The 15,408-nt window shown below is 63.6% G+C and carries 11 protein-coding genes and 1 pseudogene; all 12 read right to left on the reverse strand.

The genetic code is table 11. The features are described 5' to 3' along the window. Positions 1-323: 323 nt before the first annotated feature. The 12 genes and pseudogenes from PPGU16_RS15895 to PPGU16_RS15950 all read right to left on the reverse strand — a co-directional run bounded on the left by PPGU16_RS15895 (position 324) and on the right by PPGU16_RS15950 (position 15,203). Complete coding sequence (locus tag PPGU16_RS15895; protein WP_028364064.1) at positions 324-1,058, reverse strand: RNA polymerase sigma factor FliA; 735 nt, start codon at positions 1,056-1,058, stop codon at positions 324-326. A 22-nt stretch (positions 1,059-1,080) separates the two neighbouring features. Further along, a complete protein-coding gene (locus PPGU16_RS15900) occupies positions 1,081-1,950 on the reverse strand; it encodes a nucleotide-binding protein (RefSeq protein ID WP_180720962.1) in 870 nt (289 codons plus the stop codon). Then, positions 1,943-3,790 carry a flagellar biosynthesis GTPase FlhF gene (flhF, locus tag PPGU16_RS15905; RefSeq protein ID WP_180720964.1) on the reverse strand — a complete coding sequence of 616 codons (1,848 nt, stop codon included), beginning with the start codon at positions 3,788-3,790 and terminating at the stop codon, positions 1,943-1,945. The genes PPGU16_RS15900 and flhF overlap by 8 nt, the downstream gene beginning before the upstream one ends. Before the next feature lie 943 nt (positions 3,791-4,733). Beyond that, positions 4,734-6,830, reverse strand: coding sequence for a flagellar biosynthesis protein FlhA (flhA, locus tag PPGU16_RS15910; RefSeq protein WP_180720966.1), 2,097 nt, complete (start codon positions 6,828-6,830; stop codon positions 4,734-4,736). Next, positions 6,827-8,035, reverse strand: coding sequence for a flagellar biosynthesis protein FlhB (gene flhB, locus PPGU16_RS15915; RefSeq protein WP_180720967.1), 1,209 nt, complete (start codon positions 8,033-8,035; stop codon positions 6,827-6,829). Before flhB ends, flhA begins: the two co-directional genes overlap by 4 nt. Before the next feature lie 227 nt (positions 8,036-8,262). Beyond that, positions 8,263-9,548, reverse strand: a pseudogene (locus PPGU16_RS15920) (DUF3443 domain-containing protein). A gap of 16 nt (positions 9,549-9,564) precedes the next feature. Continuing rightward, positions 9,565-10,131, reverse strand: coding sequence for a DUF2844 domain-containing protein (locus tag PPGU16_RS15925; protein WP_180720969.1), 567 nt, complete (start codon positions 10,129-10,131; stop codon positions 9,565-9,567). A gap of 1,036 nt (positions 10,132-11,167) precedes the next feature. Beyond that, the gene (gene cheZ / locus PPGU16_RS15930; protein WP_035987522.1) at positions 11,168-11,887 is read right to left on the reverse strand and encodes a protein phosphatase CheZ; all 720 of its coding nucleotides are present in this window, start codon (positions 11,885-11,887) and stop codon (positions 11,168-11,170) included. Between the two features lies 1 nt (position 11,888). Then, positions 11,889-12,284 carry a chemotaxis response regulator CheY gene (gene cheY, locus PPGU16_RS15935; protein ID WP_028364056.1) on the reverse strand — a complete coding sequence of 132 codons (396 nt, stop codon included), beginning with the start codon at positions 12,282-12,284 and terminating at the stop codon, positions 11,889-11,891. Between the two features lie 74 nt (positions 12,285-12,358). Continuing rightward, positions 12,359-13,462, reverse strand: coding sequence for a protein-glutamate methylesterase/protein-glutamine glutaminase (locus tag PPGU16_RS15940; protein ID WP_180722648.1), 1,104 nt, complete (start codon positions 13,460-13,462; stop codon positions 12,359-12,361). Between the two features lie 5 nt (positions 13,463-13,467). Beyond that, positions 13,468-14,268, reverse strand: a complete 801-nt coding sequence (gene cheD, locus PPGU16_RS15945) for a chemoreceptor glutamine deamidase CheD (protein ID WP_180720970.1) — start codon at positions 14,266-14,268, stop codon at positions 13,468-13,470. After that, entirely contained in the window at positions 14,265-15,203 is a 939-nt protein-coding gene (locus tag PPGU16_RS15950; RefSeq protein ID WP_180720972.1) for a CheR family methyltransferase, read from the reverse strand. The genes cheD and PPGU16_RS15950 overlap by 4 nt, the downstream gene beginning before the upstream one ends. Between the last annotated feature and the right edge of the window lie 205 nt (positions 15,204-15,408).

The raw sequence follows: 15,408 nt of genomic DNA on the forward strand, positions 1-15,408 counted from the left end.
CAACGAACGTGGATCACGTGGTTGTCGTGTGAAGTGTAAGAACCTGTGGAGGCCCTCAGGCAAATACAAGAACTGGCGGTGTGAGCCGCTTTCTTTTGCCTACTTTTCTTTGCGGCGGCAAAGAAAAGTAGGTGCCGCCCCGCACAGGGGCGACGCTTGAAGCACGCTAACAAATCGTGGATGCCAGCGAAAAGGCCAAAAAAACCACCCAGCGCCGCAGACAACCCAAAAAACAAAAGCCGACCTATAAAAGATCGGCTCTCGAAGAAGAAAAAGAGGAAGCAAAAAAACCAGCAGCCCGCAGGGCAAAAATCAAAAGCGCATTAGCTAGTTTCGGCAGAAGCCCATGCCTGCTCGCGCAAGCGAGTCCTAAGCCGTGCAACGGCCTGCGAATGCAACTGACAAACCCGCGACTCGCTGACCTCCATCACCGCGCCGATCTCCCGCAAATTCAGCCCACGCTCGTAATAGAGAGACATCAAAAGCTTCTCCCGCTCGGGCAACCGGTCAATCGCCTCAACCAAAGCCCCGCGCAGCGACTCATCCAGCAATGCCGACAACGGATCAGAATGATCAACGCAGTACCGATCCAGAAACGGCTCATCATCGGCCGATCGATCGAAGTCTTCGTAATAGATCAACTGACTGCCGTGCAGATCCTGCAACATCGACTGATACTCATCGAGCGGCATCTTCAGATGCTCAGCAATCTCCGTCTCGCTCGCCGAGCGCCCGAGCGACTGCTCAACCTGATGCACGGCCGATTCGACCTCGCGCGACGTCCGCCGCAAGCTCCGCGGCAACCAGTCGTTACTGCGCAGCTCGTCGAGCATCGCGCCGCGAATCCGCTGGCTCGCGTACGTCTCGAACTGCGCGCCCTGGTCTTCCTTGTAGCGGCTCGCCGCGTCCAGCAGACCAATCATGCCCGCCTGAATCAGATCGTCGAGATCGACGCTTGCCGGCATCTTCGCCACGAGCTGCAAACCGAGACGGCGCACCAGCGGTGCGTACTTCGTCAGAACCTCGGCTTGCGAAATTTTTCCTTGAGCGTTGTACATCGTGCTCCCCTTGTCCTTGCCTTCACGCGTGCTGCGCTGACGGTTGATCGGCGAATTGCGCCGCTGTTACGGTCGTCGGCGGCACGCCATGCGTCCGTGACGAAATCGCTGGCCGCATCGGCCAGTACTGCAGTTCGGCTGCGATATGACGGAAATCACGCGCAGCAGGTGCCGATGGGAAAGCATCGACGACACAACGCGACAACTCCATGGCTCGCGCCATCAAAGGATCGGCTGCAACGCAGCCGGCATCTTCAAGCGACACAGCGAGATAACGCCCCGCCACGCCCGCCAGGTTCTCAAACGCGGTATGCGCATCGGCCACGCTCTGCACGTGATTCACGAGCACGCGGAACTGCGCGATCGCATGCGCGAAGTGCAGGCGCTTCATGCACGCATACGCATCGGTGATCGCCTGCGCCGCAACGCGCGTCACCACCATCACGTCGTGCGACTGCATCGCGAGCGCCGACAGCGAGCCTTCTCGGTCCACCTGCGCATCGATCAGCACCACATCTGCCGGTCCGCTCAGCACCACGCTCATCTGCTCGCGCGTGCAGCTGTCGCGATTGCCGCGCGACGCATTGAGCACCGCGAAGCCCAGCGAATGCCGTCCGGCCGCTTCGTCGAGCGTCATCTCGCCGCGCATCACGGCAGCGACATTGCCCACGTTGCGCACGCCGCCCAGCATGGCGCTCACCGAACGCTCGCCAAGACTTTCGTCGATGACGAGCACATCCTTGCCTTGCTCGGCGAGCGCCGCGGCGAGGTTCACCACCGTCGTCGTCACGCCTACGCCGTGCGAGCCACCTGCGACCGCTATGACCCGCGAGCCGGAGCGCGCAAGCAAACGCCGCAGTCCTTCAGCCTGGTCCAGCACGAATTTATCCAAAGCGAACCTCGTGCAGATCGGCGGTCGAACGGGCCGACAGGGCCGACAGCAGCGCCGGCACGTCCTCGTCCTGCGGGACGAAAGGCGAGTTCTCGCGCGGAATGCAGAAGGCGCTCTTGATGAGGAATTTCTTCGTCGCGACGTACAGGTTCTCCGGCACCTTCTGTCCCGTCGACACGTAGTGCACGGGCAGCTTGTAGCGGATCACCGTATCGAGCACGCTGCCCAGGTTGGTCGCTTCGTCGAGCTTGGTCAGGATGCAGCCGGCGAGCGGCTGCTGGTCCGGCGCGTTCTGATAGGCCTGCACGACTTCGTTCAGCGTGTCGCCGTGGCTCGTCGCGTTCAGCAGCAGCAGGCGCTGCACAGGCTGACCGGCGCGGCACAGCATCGCGATCTGATCCGAAACCAGACGGTCGCGCTGGCTCATGCCGATCGTGTCGATCAGCACGATATGTTTGTTGCGCAGTTCCGAGAGCGCCAGTTGCAGGTCGGCGCTGTCCTTCACGGCATGCACCGACACGCCCAGAATCTTGCCGAAGATGCGCAGTTGCTCGTGACCGCCGATCCGGTAGCTGTCGGTGGTGAGCAGCGCGACCTTGCTGGCGCCGAAGCGCATCACGCAGCGCGCGGCGAGCTTGGCCGTGGTCGTGGTCTTGCCGACGCCCGTCGGGCCCATCAGCGCGAACACGCCGCCGCGCTCCATCAGCGCGTCTTCGTTTTCCATCACGGGCACATTCGATTCGAGCACCGTCCTGACCCACTCCATGCCCTCGTCCATCCCTTCGACTTCGGGCAGGTTGTCGATCACCATCTTCACCAGCTGCGCCGAGAAGCCGGCGGCGAACAGATGTCGCGTCAACGCTGCATGCGTCGGGCTGCGGCGCTGGCGATCGGCCCACACGAGGCCCGCGAACTGCTCTTCCATCATGCCGCGCATGGAAGTGAGCTCCTGCATCACGGTCTCGTTGACCATCTGCTCGATGCGCGACTTGATCGATTCCGTCAGCGCGGCGGCCTGCTTCGGCGTCATGTCGGCGGCGGCGGCGTTCTTGCGCCCGTCGCGCGCCGTGTTGATGTCGCCTGCGCCGTCGGCCATCGTCGGAGGGTTGTTCTTCTGCGCGGCGCGGCGCGCGGCGAGTTGCGCGGCTTCGCGAGCCCAGTCGGGCTTTGCTTCTTCGTTGCCTGCATCGACGGGCGTGCCCAGGCCGCGTGCCATCGCAGCGGCGGGCGTCATCGTCGGATTGGCTGCGTGGACCACGTCCTTCGTCGCGATGCGGCGTGCGTGATCGATCAGCCAGGGGTTCGTTTCGGCCATCGTGCGCTGACGGGCCGGTGCTTCGGGCATCGCGGGCGCGGTGGCTTTCGCCGATGCGGCGGGCGTTTCGCTGCGCAGGTCGACGCGCACGTCGTCGCTTGGGCGCGCTGCGGCTGCCGGGCTTTCGACTGCCGCGCTTTCGGCGGATGCTGCTTGCGGGCCGGCCTTTTCTTCGCTGACCGCGGGCATGCGTTCCGTGCCGGCTTCGGGGCTTGCGCCGAACACCGACGAGAACACGTCGGGCATGCCGCTCGCGTACGGGTTGTTGACGGGCATCGACGACGCCGAGGGCAGCAGGGGGCGTGCGGAGCCTGCTGCCGTGTTCGGGCCTGCGCCCTGGCTGGCGGCGCCTTCCTGGCTGCGCGGTGCGATGGCGCTCAGATCGCGGTCGGCGACGGCGACGATTTCGACGCTGCCATCCTCGTTGGTACGGTTCGACAGCACGACTGCATCGGAGCCCAATGCCTCGCGGACGAGACGCAGCGCGTCACGACTCGTTGCACCGACAAATTTGCGAATGTTCAAGCTGTTCTCCGATGAGCTGCCCGGTCCGGCGACATACCGATTCCCGATGAGATGAATTATTGCGGGAGACGTCTATTGGCTATCGGGCAATAAAGAAGGTGAAACGCTGGCAATTCGGGCAATGGGGAGGGTTTGCCGGTTCCCGGTTTGGGTTTTGGTTGTGTGCCTTTTGCGGCACGGGCATACCGGGGAGTGTTTTTTTGTTGCTGCGCGAGCTGCGTGGTCTGCTTGTGGTTTCGCTGGCATCCGCGGTTTGTTAGCGTGCTTCAGGCGTCGCCCCTGTGCGGGGCGGCACCTACTTTTCTTTGCCGCCGCAAAGAAAAGTAGGCAAAAGAAAGCGGCTCACACCGCCAGCTCTTGTTCTTGTCCACGGGCACCCAACGCCCCCACGCTTCACACGGCAGTGCCCTGGCCGGTGCCAGTCGCCAACGCTTTGAATGAACGCTTCACCCGCTTCAGACACCCGCACAACGGCCAGCGGCAGCGAATGGTATGTGCCGCCCAGGTGGCAAACTGTGTGTAGGTTGTCGCGTCGCAGACGGGAGCGCTCTTTCGGGGTGGGACGCGTGTGCTACCGGTCCGAAGTGAGGCGTGTGAAGCACTTGGGCTTACACACAGTTTGCCACCTGGGCGGCGGCGGACTGCCCGGCAGGGCGTGCAGCGGCGCGGGTGCATGAAGCGGGTGAGGCGTACCGAGAGAACGTTGGCAACGGGCGCGAACTGGCTTGTTGCCGTATGAAGCGTAAGAACCTTTGGGGGCCCTCAGGCAAACACTAGAACTGGCGGTGTGAGCCGCTTTCTTTTGCCTACTTTTCTTTGCGGCGGCAAAGAAAAGTAGGTGCCGCCCCGCACAGGGGCGACGCTTGAAGCACGCTAACGAACCGCGGATGCCAGCGAAACCAAACAGCAAACCACCCAGCGTCGCAGACAAACCAAAAAAACCTTACGTTCCAATCACATTAACGACCCGCACGTGCCGCGTATCCGGCACCTCAGCATAAGAAAGAACCTTCAACTGGGGCAAACTACGCCGCAAAAACCTGGCCAACATCGCCCGCAACGAATGCTGCACAAGCATCACCGGCGACAGCCCCATATTCTGCTGCCGCGTCATCGCCTTCTGCGTTTCCATCAAAAGCGTATTGGCGAGGCCCGGCTCAAGACCCGGATTCGCCCCCGTCGCAAGCGCCTGCGTCAACAGCCGCTCCAGATGCGCATCGAGTCCCATGACCTGGATATCGCCATTGCCCGGGAACCACTGCTGCGTAATCGCGCGCCCAAGCGAAAGCCGCACCGCAGCCGTCAGATCATGCGGATCGGTAATCTTGGAACCATGCTCCGACAGCGCTTCGAGAATCGTCCGCATGTCGCGAATCGGCACCCCCTCTTCCAGCAGGTTCTGCAGCACCTTCTGCAAGGTAGCAACGGGCAACATCTTCGGCACGACATCATCAACCAGCGGCGCGGCATCCTTCTGCATCCGCTCGATCAGCGCCTGCACTTCCTGGCGGCCGAGCAGTTCCGCCGCGTGCGTCACAACAAGGTGGTTCAGGTGCGTCGCGACCACCGTGCTCGAGTCCACAACCGTGTAGCCATACACCTGCGCCTGCTCCCGCAGATTCGTGTCGATCCAGATCGCCGGCAGGCCGAACGCGGGATCGGTGGTCGGGGTGCCGGGCAGCGCCGCCGTCACCTGACCAGGATTGATCGCGAGCCACTGGCCCGGATACGCCTCGCCCACCCCCACTTCGACGCCCTTCAGTGCAATCCGGTAGCCGTTCGGCCGCAGTTCCAGGTTGTCACGGATATGAATGACAGGCGGCAGGAAACCGATTTCCTGCGCGAACTTCTTGCGGATGTTCTTGATGCGCTTGAGCAGTTCGCCGTCCGAGTTCTTGTCGACGAGCGGAATCAACCGATAACCAACCTCGAGCCCCAGCGCGTCGATCATCGTCACGTCGTCCCAGCTGGCTTCCGAGCCTTCCGCCGGCGTGAGCGCCTGCGGCGCCACTTCGGCCAGCGCCGTCGACGTCTTGCTCTGCGTCGCGCGCTTCTTCATCACGCGGGCAAGCTGGATCGCGCCGCCGCCCAGCAGCAGAAACGCAAAGTGCGGCATGCCGGGGATCAGCCCCATCAGCACGAGGATCGAGCCCGTGATCATCAGCACGCGCGGATTCGTGAAGAGCTGGCCCGTCAACTGCGTGCCGATGTCTTCGTCGGTCGCGACGCGCGACACGATCACGCCCGCCGCCGTCGAAATCACCAGCGACGGAATCTGCGCGACGAGGCCGTCACCGATGGTCAGCAGCGTATAGGTCTTGCCCGCGTCGGCGAAGTCCATGCCGTGCTGCACGACGCCCACGATCAGCCCGCCGATGATGTTGATCACCATGATCAGCAGGCCGGCGATCGCATCGCCGCGCACGAACTTGCTCGCGCCGTCCATCGAGCCGTAGAACTCGGCTTCCTGCCCGACTTCCAGACGGCGCTTGCGCGCCTGGTCTTCGTTGATCATGCCGGCGTTCAGGTCGGCGTCGATCGACATCTGCTTGCCGGGCATCGCATCCAGCGTGAAACGCGCGGACACTTCCGCGATACGCCCCGCGCCCTTCGTGATCACCATGAAGTTGATCACCATGAGGATCACGAACACGACGATACCGACCGCGAAGTTGCCGCCCACGAGGAAGTGGCCGAACGCCTTGATCACCGCACCCGCCGCGCCCGGCCCGGTGTGGCCTTCGAGCAGCACGATACGCGTCGACGCGACGTTCAGCGACAGGCGCAGCAAGGTCGAGAACAGCAGCACACTCGGGAAGGCCGCGAAATCGAGCGGCTTCATGGTGTACATGCTGACGAGCAGCACCATGATCGACAGTGCGATGTTGAACGTGAACAGCAGATCCAGCAGGAACGGCGGCAACGGCAGGATCATCATGCCGAGGATCATGCAGATCAGCAGCGGGCCCGCCAGTGCCCGCAAGTTCGTGCCGCTCAGCGCGTCCGGCCGTCGTGAAAGGAAACCTGCGCGGGCGTTCATGCTGATACTCCATTACTTTGATTGTCGCCGCCGAGCGAATCGGCAGCTTCCTGGTCGGCGTCGTCGTCCGACACGCCGCCCTTGTCCAGTTCCGGCGGCACTTCGAGATCCGTCGGCGCGACAGGCGCGACGCCGCCGTCTTCCTTGAAGCGGCGCAGCTGATAGACCCACGCGAGCACTTCCGCGACGGCGCCGTACAGCGCGCCCGGAATCTCGCGATTCAGTTCGACGTTGTGATACAGCGCCCGCGCGAGCGGCGGCGCTTCGAGCAGCGGCACGTTGTTCTCGACGGCCAGTTCGCGGATGCGCGCGGCCACCAGGTTCACGCCCTTCGCGACCACCTTCGGCGCACCCATTTCGCCGTCCGTGTATTGCAGCGCGACCGCGAAGTGCGTCGGGTTGGTCACCACGACGTCCGCCTTCGGCACGTTCGCCATCATCCGGCGCCGCGCCATCGCGCGTTGCTGCGAACGCAGGCGCGCCTTCACGTGCGGATCGCCTTCGCTTTCGCGGTGCTCGCGCTTCACTTCTTCCTTGGTCATGCGCAGCTTCTTGTGGAAGCTCCACAGCTGATACGGCACGTCGAGCGCCGCGATCACGAACATGCCCGCGACCGTCATCGCGCAGCACACGGCCACCAGATGCCCGGCATTCGACAGCGCGATGTGCAGCGGCTGCGTCGCGAGCGCGAGCATGTCGTCGCGCCGGTGCCAGATCGCCGTCGCAGCGATCACCCCGACCACGAGGATCTTCGCCATCGACATGCCGAGCTGGATCACGCCGTTGATCGAAAAGACGCGGCCAAGTCCGGTGATGGGGTTCAGGCGCCCGAAATTCGGCGCGAGCGATTTGGTCGACAGCAGCCAGCCGCCGAGCGCCATCGGCGCGAGCAGCGCGGCGAGGCCCGTCAGCACGAGCAGCGGCGCCAGTACGAGGCCGCCCTCGCGCGCCACGGAGCCGGCATTCGTCAGCGCGCGCTTCGTGTCGAAGACCGTCTCGTGGTTGAAGGTGAAGGCCGTACGCAGCATCGTCTGCACGTGCTCGCCGATCATGCCGGACATGCCCCACGCGCCGAGAAACCCGGCCGCGACGAGCGCGAACGTCGCCAGCTCCCGCGAACGCGCAACCTGCCCTTCCTCCCGCGCCTTATCCAGGCGCCGGGGAGTGGCTGATTCGGTTTTTTCGAGGTCGCTATCCTCTGCCAATGCGCTCTCCAGCTGGGCTGGGCACCATGCCCTTTTTCAGTGAGAGCGATTATTCCTGCAGACGTCGAGCGGCGATTGGCGGATAAGGGCGGGGAAACCGGGGTATTTCAACCGATGGGCGGCGCAAGGGCGCGCCGCCGGGTTCGCGGGCAGGCGTCGCGCGCGGCGGCCCGCCCGGAAGCGGGCCGCCCGCGCCGTCATCAAAACCCGGCCGGGAAACGGCGGCGTCAGAACGCAACGAATGGCGCCGCGCCACCCGTCGCGCGCTTGTCGATCCCGTAATACACATAGCGCCCAAAGAAGAACGGCAACCCGAGGTCGAACGCGCTCAGCGAGCCGATCTGCCCCCGAGATCGTTGAACGCGTAGTTGTTGGCGTTGCTGAGCAGCGTCTGCGCGTTCGCGATGTTGATCGTCAGCGCCCCCGTCGCGCCGTTTGCGCCGACGAGGTTCACGGTGCGCGACTGCGTCGAGCCTGGGCAATAGAACGACGCCAGGTTGCCGCCGCACATCGCCAGCGAGTTGTCCGTGAAGAAATAGCCGTTCGAGCCCGAATCCATGAACGTGCGGATCGTCGTGCCGTTGAACGTGCTGTTGACGAGGTCACCGGATGCATCCGTCGTATAGGTCGTGCTGGATGCATTGCCGTTGTTCGACTGCGTGCCGATGCCGAATACGACGGTTCCCGTCGCCGTCGCCGCGCCGCTCGACGAAATCGGCGCCATCTGCACGATCACGCCGTTATTGTCGACGGGGAAGTTCGGGATCGGGTTAGCGACCTGTTTCGCGGTCTCGGCCAGCGTGCGCGTGCAGTTCGTTCCGTTCGGGCATGCGTAATAGTTGCTGAACTGCGCGACATTGGCCTGGACCGAGCAGGCCACGCCGCAATCGACGGGCGCCACGCCGAGCCCAAGAATGCCGTTCGCGCCGAGCGCACTGGCCGAGTTTTCGTTGGCGCCGTTCACGCAGCCGCTTGCCGGAATAGTCGAGTCGGGCATGTCGCCGATGACCTGGATCGGGATGTTGCTCGCCACCTCGCCGCTGATCTTTACGGTCGCAGTGCGCGTCGTGCCCCATGTGAAGCCGTCCGCGAAGTGCGTGCATTCGGCGAGCTGGCCGCCTGCCGTCGCCTGCTGGATGGGCAGCGAGTTCGCAATCGAGCCGAGCGCCGAGTTGACGACGCGCAAGCCGAACGAGCCGGTGTCGAGCAGCACGTTGTCGACCGTTGCGCAGTTTGTCGTCGAATTCGGCGCGCAGACCGTCACGCTGACGGTCGGTATGTTGATGATGCCCGCCACGCCCCGCGCGACGGTCACACCCACCGTGTTGGCCGCATTCGCGGCGATCGGTTGCTGGTTGGGGCCGCTATTGTTGTTGCTGTTGTTCGACGAAGACGACGAATCGCCGCCCCCGCCGCCGCAGCCCGCGACCAATGCCGTCATCGCGACGACGGACACGGCGAGCACGGCCTTCACGACGTTGACGCATGCTTCGATCTTCAACGCAAATCGCATGATGGATCTCCCGTCGTCACTGGATGTCGGTGCCGTTCACGCCGGCGGGCAATGCCTGCGGCAGATAGGCCTGGCCGGAGAACGCGCCCATATGGCCGCCCGAATGCACGACGAGTCCGCTGTCCTGCACGATACCCGGGCCGTGGCCGCCGCCGCGCAGCTGGCGCGCGCTGGTCACGCCTGCGACGTACTGTGGGAAATAACTACCGAGCAGGTCGGACAGATTGGGCATTTGTGGCCCGCTCCATGCAAGGCCGAACACGCTGCCTGCCGACGAGATGTATTCGCGGATCACCGTGCCGTTGCCGAGCGTCATTTGCCGCACGGAGTAGGAGGCCGATGCGCTGGTTGAAGAGGTGGAAGTGGTAGCGCCCGAACTGGCCGACGACGCGCTGCGCATCACGGCAGTGCCATTCGACGAGGGCGCGGCAATGGTGCGCGTGGTTTCGCTCGATCCGGCGGGCGGCGTCATTGGATCTCCACCTAGCGCGGCGTGCGCGGGTAGGGGAATGAGCACGGCGGACAGCGAACAGCAGAATCCCAGAGCTGAAGCAAACACAGCACGGCTGAAGCGGATCGACATGGTTGTGTGCCTCCCACAATCGTCAGCGGACAATCGCCCGCAATTCGCGGGCCCGGCTTGTTGATTCAGGGAGCAAAGCAGCATGGCGCGTGCAGACGCGCGTTATGCGTATTGGGGCCGCGGTTGTGGCGCGCGGCCGTCTCCCTTGGGGGTAGTATGCCAGTGGTTTGTGTCAGTGACGGTTTTTTGGGGTTCTTGGGGGTGTGGCGCCTGGTGCGGCTTGCTTTGGGTTTGCTGTGGCATCCGCTTGATGTGATTGGTCTGCTAGCGTTGCCCGTGTGCGGGGCGGCACCTGATTTTGGTTGTCTGCGACGTCATGGTTCGCCTGGTTTGCTGCTGGCATCCGCGTTTTGTTAGCGTGCTGCAAGCGTTGCCCCTGTGCGGGGCGGCACCTACTTTTCTTTGCCGCCGCAAAGAAAAGTAGGCAAAAGAAAGCGGCTCACACCGCCAATCCTTGTTCCTATCCACGGGCCCCCAACGTCCCCACCCTTCACACGGCCGTGCCCCTGGCTGGTACTCGTTGCCAGCGCTTCGAAAGAACGCCTCACCCGCTTTAAACACCCACACAAGAGCCAGCGGCAGCAAATGGTATGTGCCGCCCAGGTGGCAAACGGTGTGTAGGTTGTCGCGTCGTGTAGCCTGGCGCTCTTACAGGGTGGAGCGCGTGCGCTATCGGTCCGAAGTGAGGCGTGTGGAGCACAAGGGGCCTACACACAGTTTGCCACCTGGGCGGCCGTGGACTATCTGGCACCGCGTGCAGTGGCGCGGGGGCATGAAGCGGGTGAGGCGTACAGGGAGAACGTTGGCAACGGGCGCCGACTGGCGCGTTGCCGTGTGAAGCGTAAGAACCTTTGGGGGCCCTCAGGCAAATACTAGAACTGGCGGTGTGAGCCGCTTTCTTTTGCCTACTTTTCTTTGCGGCGGCAAAGAAAAGTAGGTGCCGCCCCGCACAGGGGCAACGCTTGCGAACCAGAAGCAAACCGCGGATGCCAGCAAAATCACAAGCACCCCACCCAACATCGCAAGACAAAAAAAATCAAAACCCGAGACTAGCTAGCAGATCATCAACCTGCCCTTGATCCTGCACGACATCGGCCTTGCCTTCAGGATTGATCTGCGGCCCATTCAGCAAACTCTCCGGACTGCCAGTCGGCGAAATAGCCTCATGCTGCGCCTCAGCCACGAGCTGCTGCGCCGTAGCAGCAAACTGCTCCCGCCGCTCGGCAGCAATATTGTCGATCAGCACCCCGAGCAGCTGTTGCTCGATCAGATAAACAACATCCGTGATCTTCTTGATGACCTGGCCCGTCAGATCCTGAAAGTCCTGCGCCATCATGATCTCGAGCATCTGCGCGTTCGTCGCAGTAGTCAGCTCCGGCACCCCGCGGAGAAACGTCCGCGTGTCGTTCATCAGCGCCCGCACTTCCTCGCGCTCGATGGGCGCCGCATACCACTGCTCCCAGCGTGCATCGAGTTCCGCCGCGTCCTGCTGCAACTGCTCCTGCATCGGCTTCGCCACTTCGATCGCCGACAGCACGCGTTCGGCCGCCTGCTCGGTCATCGTCGCGATGTACTTCAGACGGTCGCGAGCATCCGGCACCGCTTCCGCCGCGCGCTCGACATGCTTGTCGATCCCCAGCTCGCGCATCGAATCGCGCAACGTGCGCGTCAACTGTCCGATGCGGGCAAGGATGCGGTCGGTAGCGAGGTCGGTGCCGTCTTCCCTGGCGCCTTGCTCGTCGATGGGTGGGTTCACATCAGCTCCCGGTTTTTGCCATCTTCTCGAGAATCTTGTTGAGCTTCTCGTCGAGCGTCGCAGCCGTGAACGGCTTCACCACATAGCCGCTTGCGCCAGCCTGAGCCGCCGCAATGATGTTTTCCTTCTTGGATTCGGCCGTCACCATCAGCACGGGCAAATGCGACAGCGTCGCGTCCGCGCGGATTTCCTTCAGCATCGCGAGGCCGTCCAGGTTCGGCATGTTCCAGTCGGAAATCACGAACTCGTAAGCGCCGCTGCGCAGACGCGCAAGACCCGCCGCGCCGTCTTCCGCTTCGTCGACGTTCGAGTAGCCCAGTTCCTTCAACAGATTGCGAACGATCCGGCGCATCGTCGGAAAGTCGTCCACAACCAGAATCTTCATTCCCTTATCCATTTCCTGTTCCTTTTTCCCCAATCCAGATCGTGCGGTGGTCTTCGGCTTATCTCAAATTTGCGCCGAGGCTCGCATCATACGCGTTGAACGCGATCGCCCATTGCGGACAAACGTGCCATCACGCGCCGGCTCATTTCCGACAGCGACGCGATTTCGTCCGCGGCGCCCATCGCGATCGCCTCGCGCGGCATGCCGAACACGATGCAGCTCGCTTCGTCCTGCGCGAGCGTGTACGCGCCCGCTTTCCTCATGTCCAGCAGGCCCGCCGCGCCGTCGCGTCCCATGCCTGTGAGAATCACGCCGACAGCGTTCTTCCCCGCATGCTGCGCCGCCGAGCGGAACAACACATCGACAGACGGACGATGCCGGTTGACCGGCGGGTCGTCTGACAGATGCGCAATATAGTTGGCCCCACTACGGGCGAGCAACAAGTGAGCGTGGCCGGGCGCGATATACGCATGACCGGGCAGCACGCGTTCGCCGTGCTCTGCCTCTTTAACGGTAATCCGGCACAAACCATTAAGGCGTTGTGCAAAAGATTTTGTGAAACCGGGCGGCATGTGTTGCGCGATGAGCACGGCGGGCGCATCGGGCGGCAGCGGCACGAGCACTTCGCGGATCGCTTCCGTGCCGCCCGTCGACGCGCCGACGATGATCAGCTTTTCCGTCGACACGAGCGGATTGTTGAACAGCGGTGCCGGCGATGCAGCATGCGCCGCGGCGCCGGCGTGCCCGGCGGCGGCTGCCGCGTGCTGCACCGGCGCGGCCTGGCGCACGCGCGCGCGGGCCGCCGCGCGAATCTTGTCAGCGAGCTTTTCCGAGTAGTCGAGCATGCCGTCGCGAATGCCGACTTTCGGCTTCGTGACGAAATCGACGGCGCCCAGTTCGAGCGCGCGCAGCGTGATTTCCGAGCCGCGCTCGGTCAGCGACGACACCATCACGACAGGCATCGGACGCAGGCGCATCAGCTTCTCGAGGAAGTCGAGGCCGTCCATGCGCGGCATTTCGACGTCGAGCGTGAGCACGTCGGGGTTGTGCTGCTTGATGAGATCTCGCGCGACGAGCGGATCGGGCGCGGTGGCGACGACCGTCATGTCAGGCTGACTGTTGATGATTTCCGTCATCAAGCTGCGAATCAACGCCGAATCATCGACGCACAATACTTTGATCTTTTGCACAGTGCTCACGCCTCCTCTACTGTCCTGGCGTTATTTGGTTGGGTCGGGCGCGCGGTGGCGCCAAATAGTTCGATACGCGGCTTCGCGCCAGCCGGGCGCGCGGCGCCCGTTCCCGAAGCCTGGTTGGCTCCCGCCGATCCGCCCGAGCCGAACAGCTCGATGCGCGGCTTCGCGGCAGCGGGCGACGAAAACAATTCGACGCGCGCGCGTGCTTTCGCGAGCCGCTCGGCGCGCTGTTCGGCCGATTGCCGGGCGAGCGCCTGTTCGCGTTCCGCGACGCCTTCCTCCTGCTGAAGACGCAGCTTCTTCACCATCACCTGACCGGTACGCGGCATGAACGCAACTTTGCGTGGATGCTTGCCTTCCAGGTCTTCGGCGACGATGCGAATTTTTTCGAGCGCAAGGTAACGGCGCACGAACTCGGAGTTGCGGTCGCCGATGTTCATCGTCGTCATGCCGGCCAGCACGGCGGCACCGCCGAACACCTTGGCTTCGAACCGTTCGCGGCGGCCGCCCGCCTTGATCAGTTCGTTGATCAGCACTTCCATTGCGTACGCGCCGTAGCGCATCGAGTCGGATGCGGCTTGCGCGACGTCGGCGCCGTCATCGGGCAGCATGAAGTGATTCATGCCGCCGATACCCGCCGTGCGGTCCTGGATGCACGCCGCCACGCACGAGCCGAGCACGGTGACGAGCACCATGTCTTCGCTCGTCGTGTAGAACTCGTTCGGCAACAGCTTCACGCCCGGGCGCTGGAAGTGGTTGTCGTAATACAGGTTGGTTGCGATCGGCAGGGTGCTGCTCATGCTGGCACCCCGCTCGTCGCACGCTGAGCCGCGCGGCCGGCAGCCGTCGCAGCGCCCGCATCGCGTGTCAGTTCATAGACGGTCTGTCCGCGCAGACGGAACGCCTGCGTGACGTACGTAAAGTTCTCCGAATGCCCGGCGAACAGCAGGCCGCCCGGCTTCACGAGCGGCTCGAAGCGCGACAGCACTTGCCCTTGCGTCGGCTTGTCGAAATAGATCATCACGTTGCGGCAGAAGATCGCGTCGAACTGCGTGTTCAGCCGATAATCGCGATCCGTCAGGTTCAACTGCTCGAAGCGGATCATCGCGCGCACTTCGGGGCGCACCTTCACCATTCCAGCGTGCGCGCCCGTGCCCTTCAAAAAGAAGCGCTTGAGCCGTTCCGGCGACAGGTGCTTGACCTGGTCGAACTGGTACGTGCCCGCTTCACCCTTTGCCAGCACCTGCGTGTCGATGTCGGTGGCGAGCACCGTTGCCTGGCGCGCGGCATGGTCGCCGAGCGCTTCGATCAGCGTCATCGCGATCGAATACGGCTCCTCACCCGTCGATGCCGCCGAGCACCACACCGACACGGGCGCAGACCGGCGCGCAACGAACTCCGAGAGGATCGGAAAGTGATGCGCTTCGCGAAAGAACGCGGTGAGGTTGGTCGTGAGCGCGTTGGTGAACGCTTCCCACTCGGCGGGATCGTTGTCCGCCTCGAGCATGTCGAGGTACTGGCGGAACGAGTCGAGCCCGCGTGCGCGCAGTCGTCGCGCGAGTCGGCTGTACGCCATGTCGCGCTTGTGGTCGGACAGCGAAATGCCTGCGCTGCGATGAATCAGCTCACGAATCCGCGCGAAATCCGCCGACGTGAACTCGAAGTCGCGTGCCGTTTCGCCGGATCTTCCCGGCTCTGCCCGTTCAGGGCGTGATTGCGCGCGCGTTGCCATCATGATGTCTTCCGTCTGCCATAAGGAGCGCCGCACCGCCCGTCGATCCCGCCAATGCCGCTGTTGCCTTCGATACTGCTTGCGATGTTGCATGCGCTGTCGCCAGCGCCACGGCCTTCTGTTCTACCTGGTCCCACTGCCCTGCCCACATCCCGCTCCAGGCTGCTGCACGCGCGCCTTCACGGCGCGTCGCGCTGAAACGTCCATC

The organism is Paraburkholderia largidicola (genome assembly GCF_013426895.1).
GTDB lineage: Bacteria > Pseudomonadota > Gammaproteobacteria > Burkholderiales > Burkholderiaceae > Paraburkholderia > Paraburkholderia largidicola.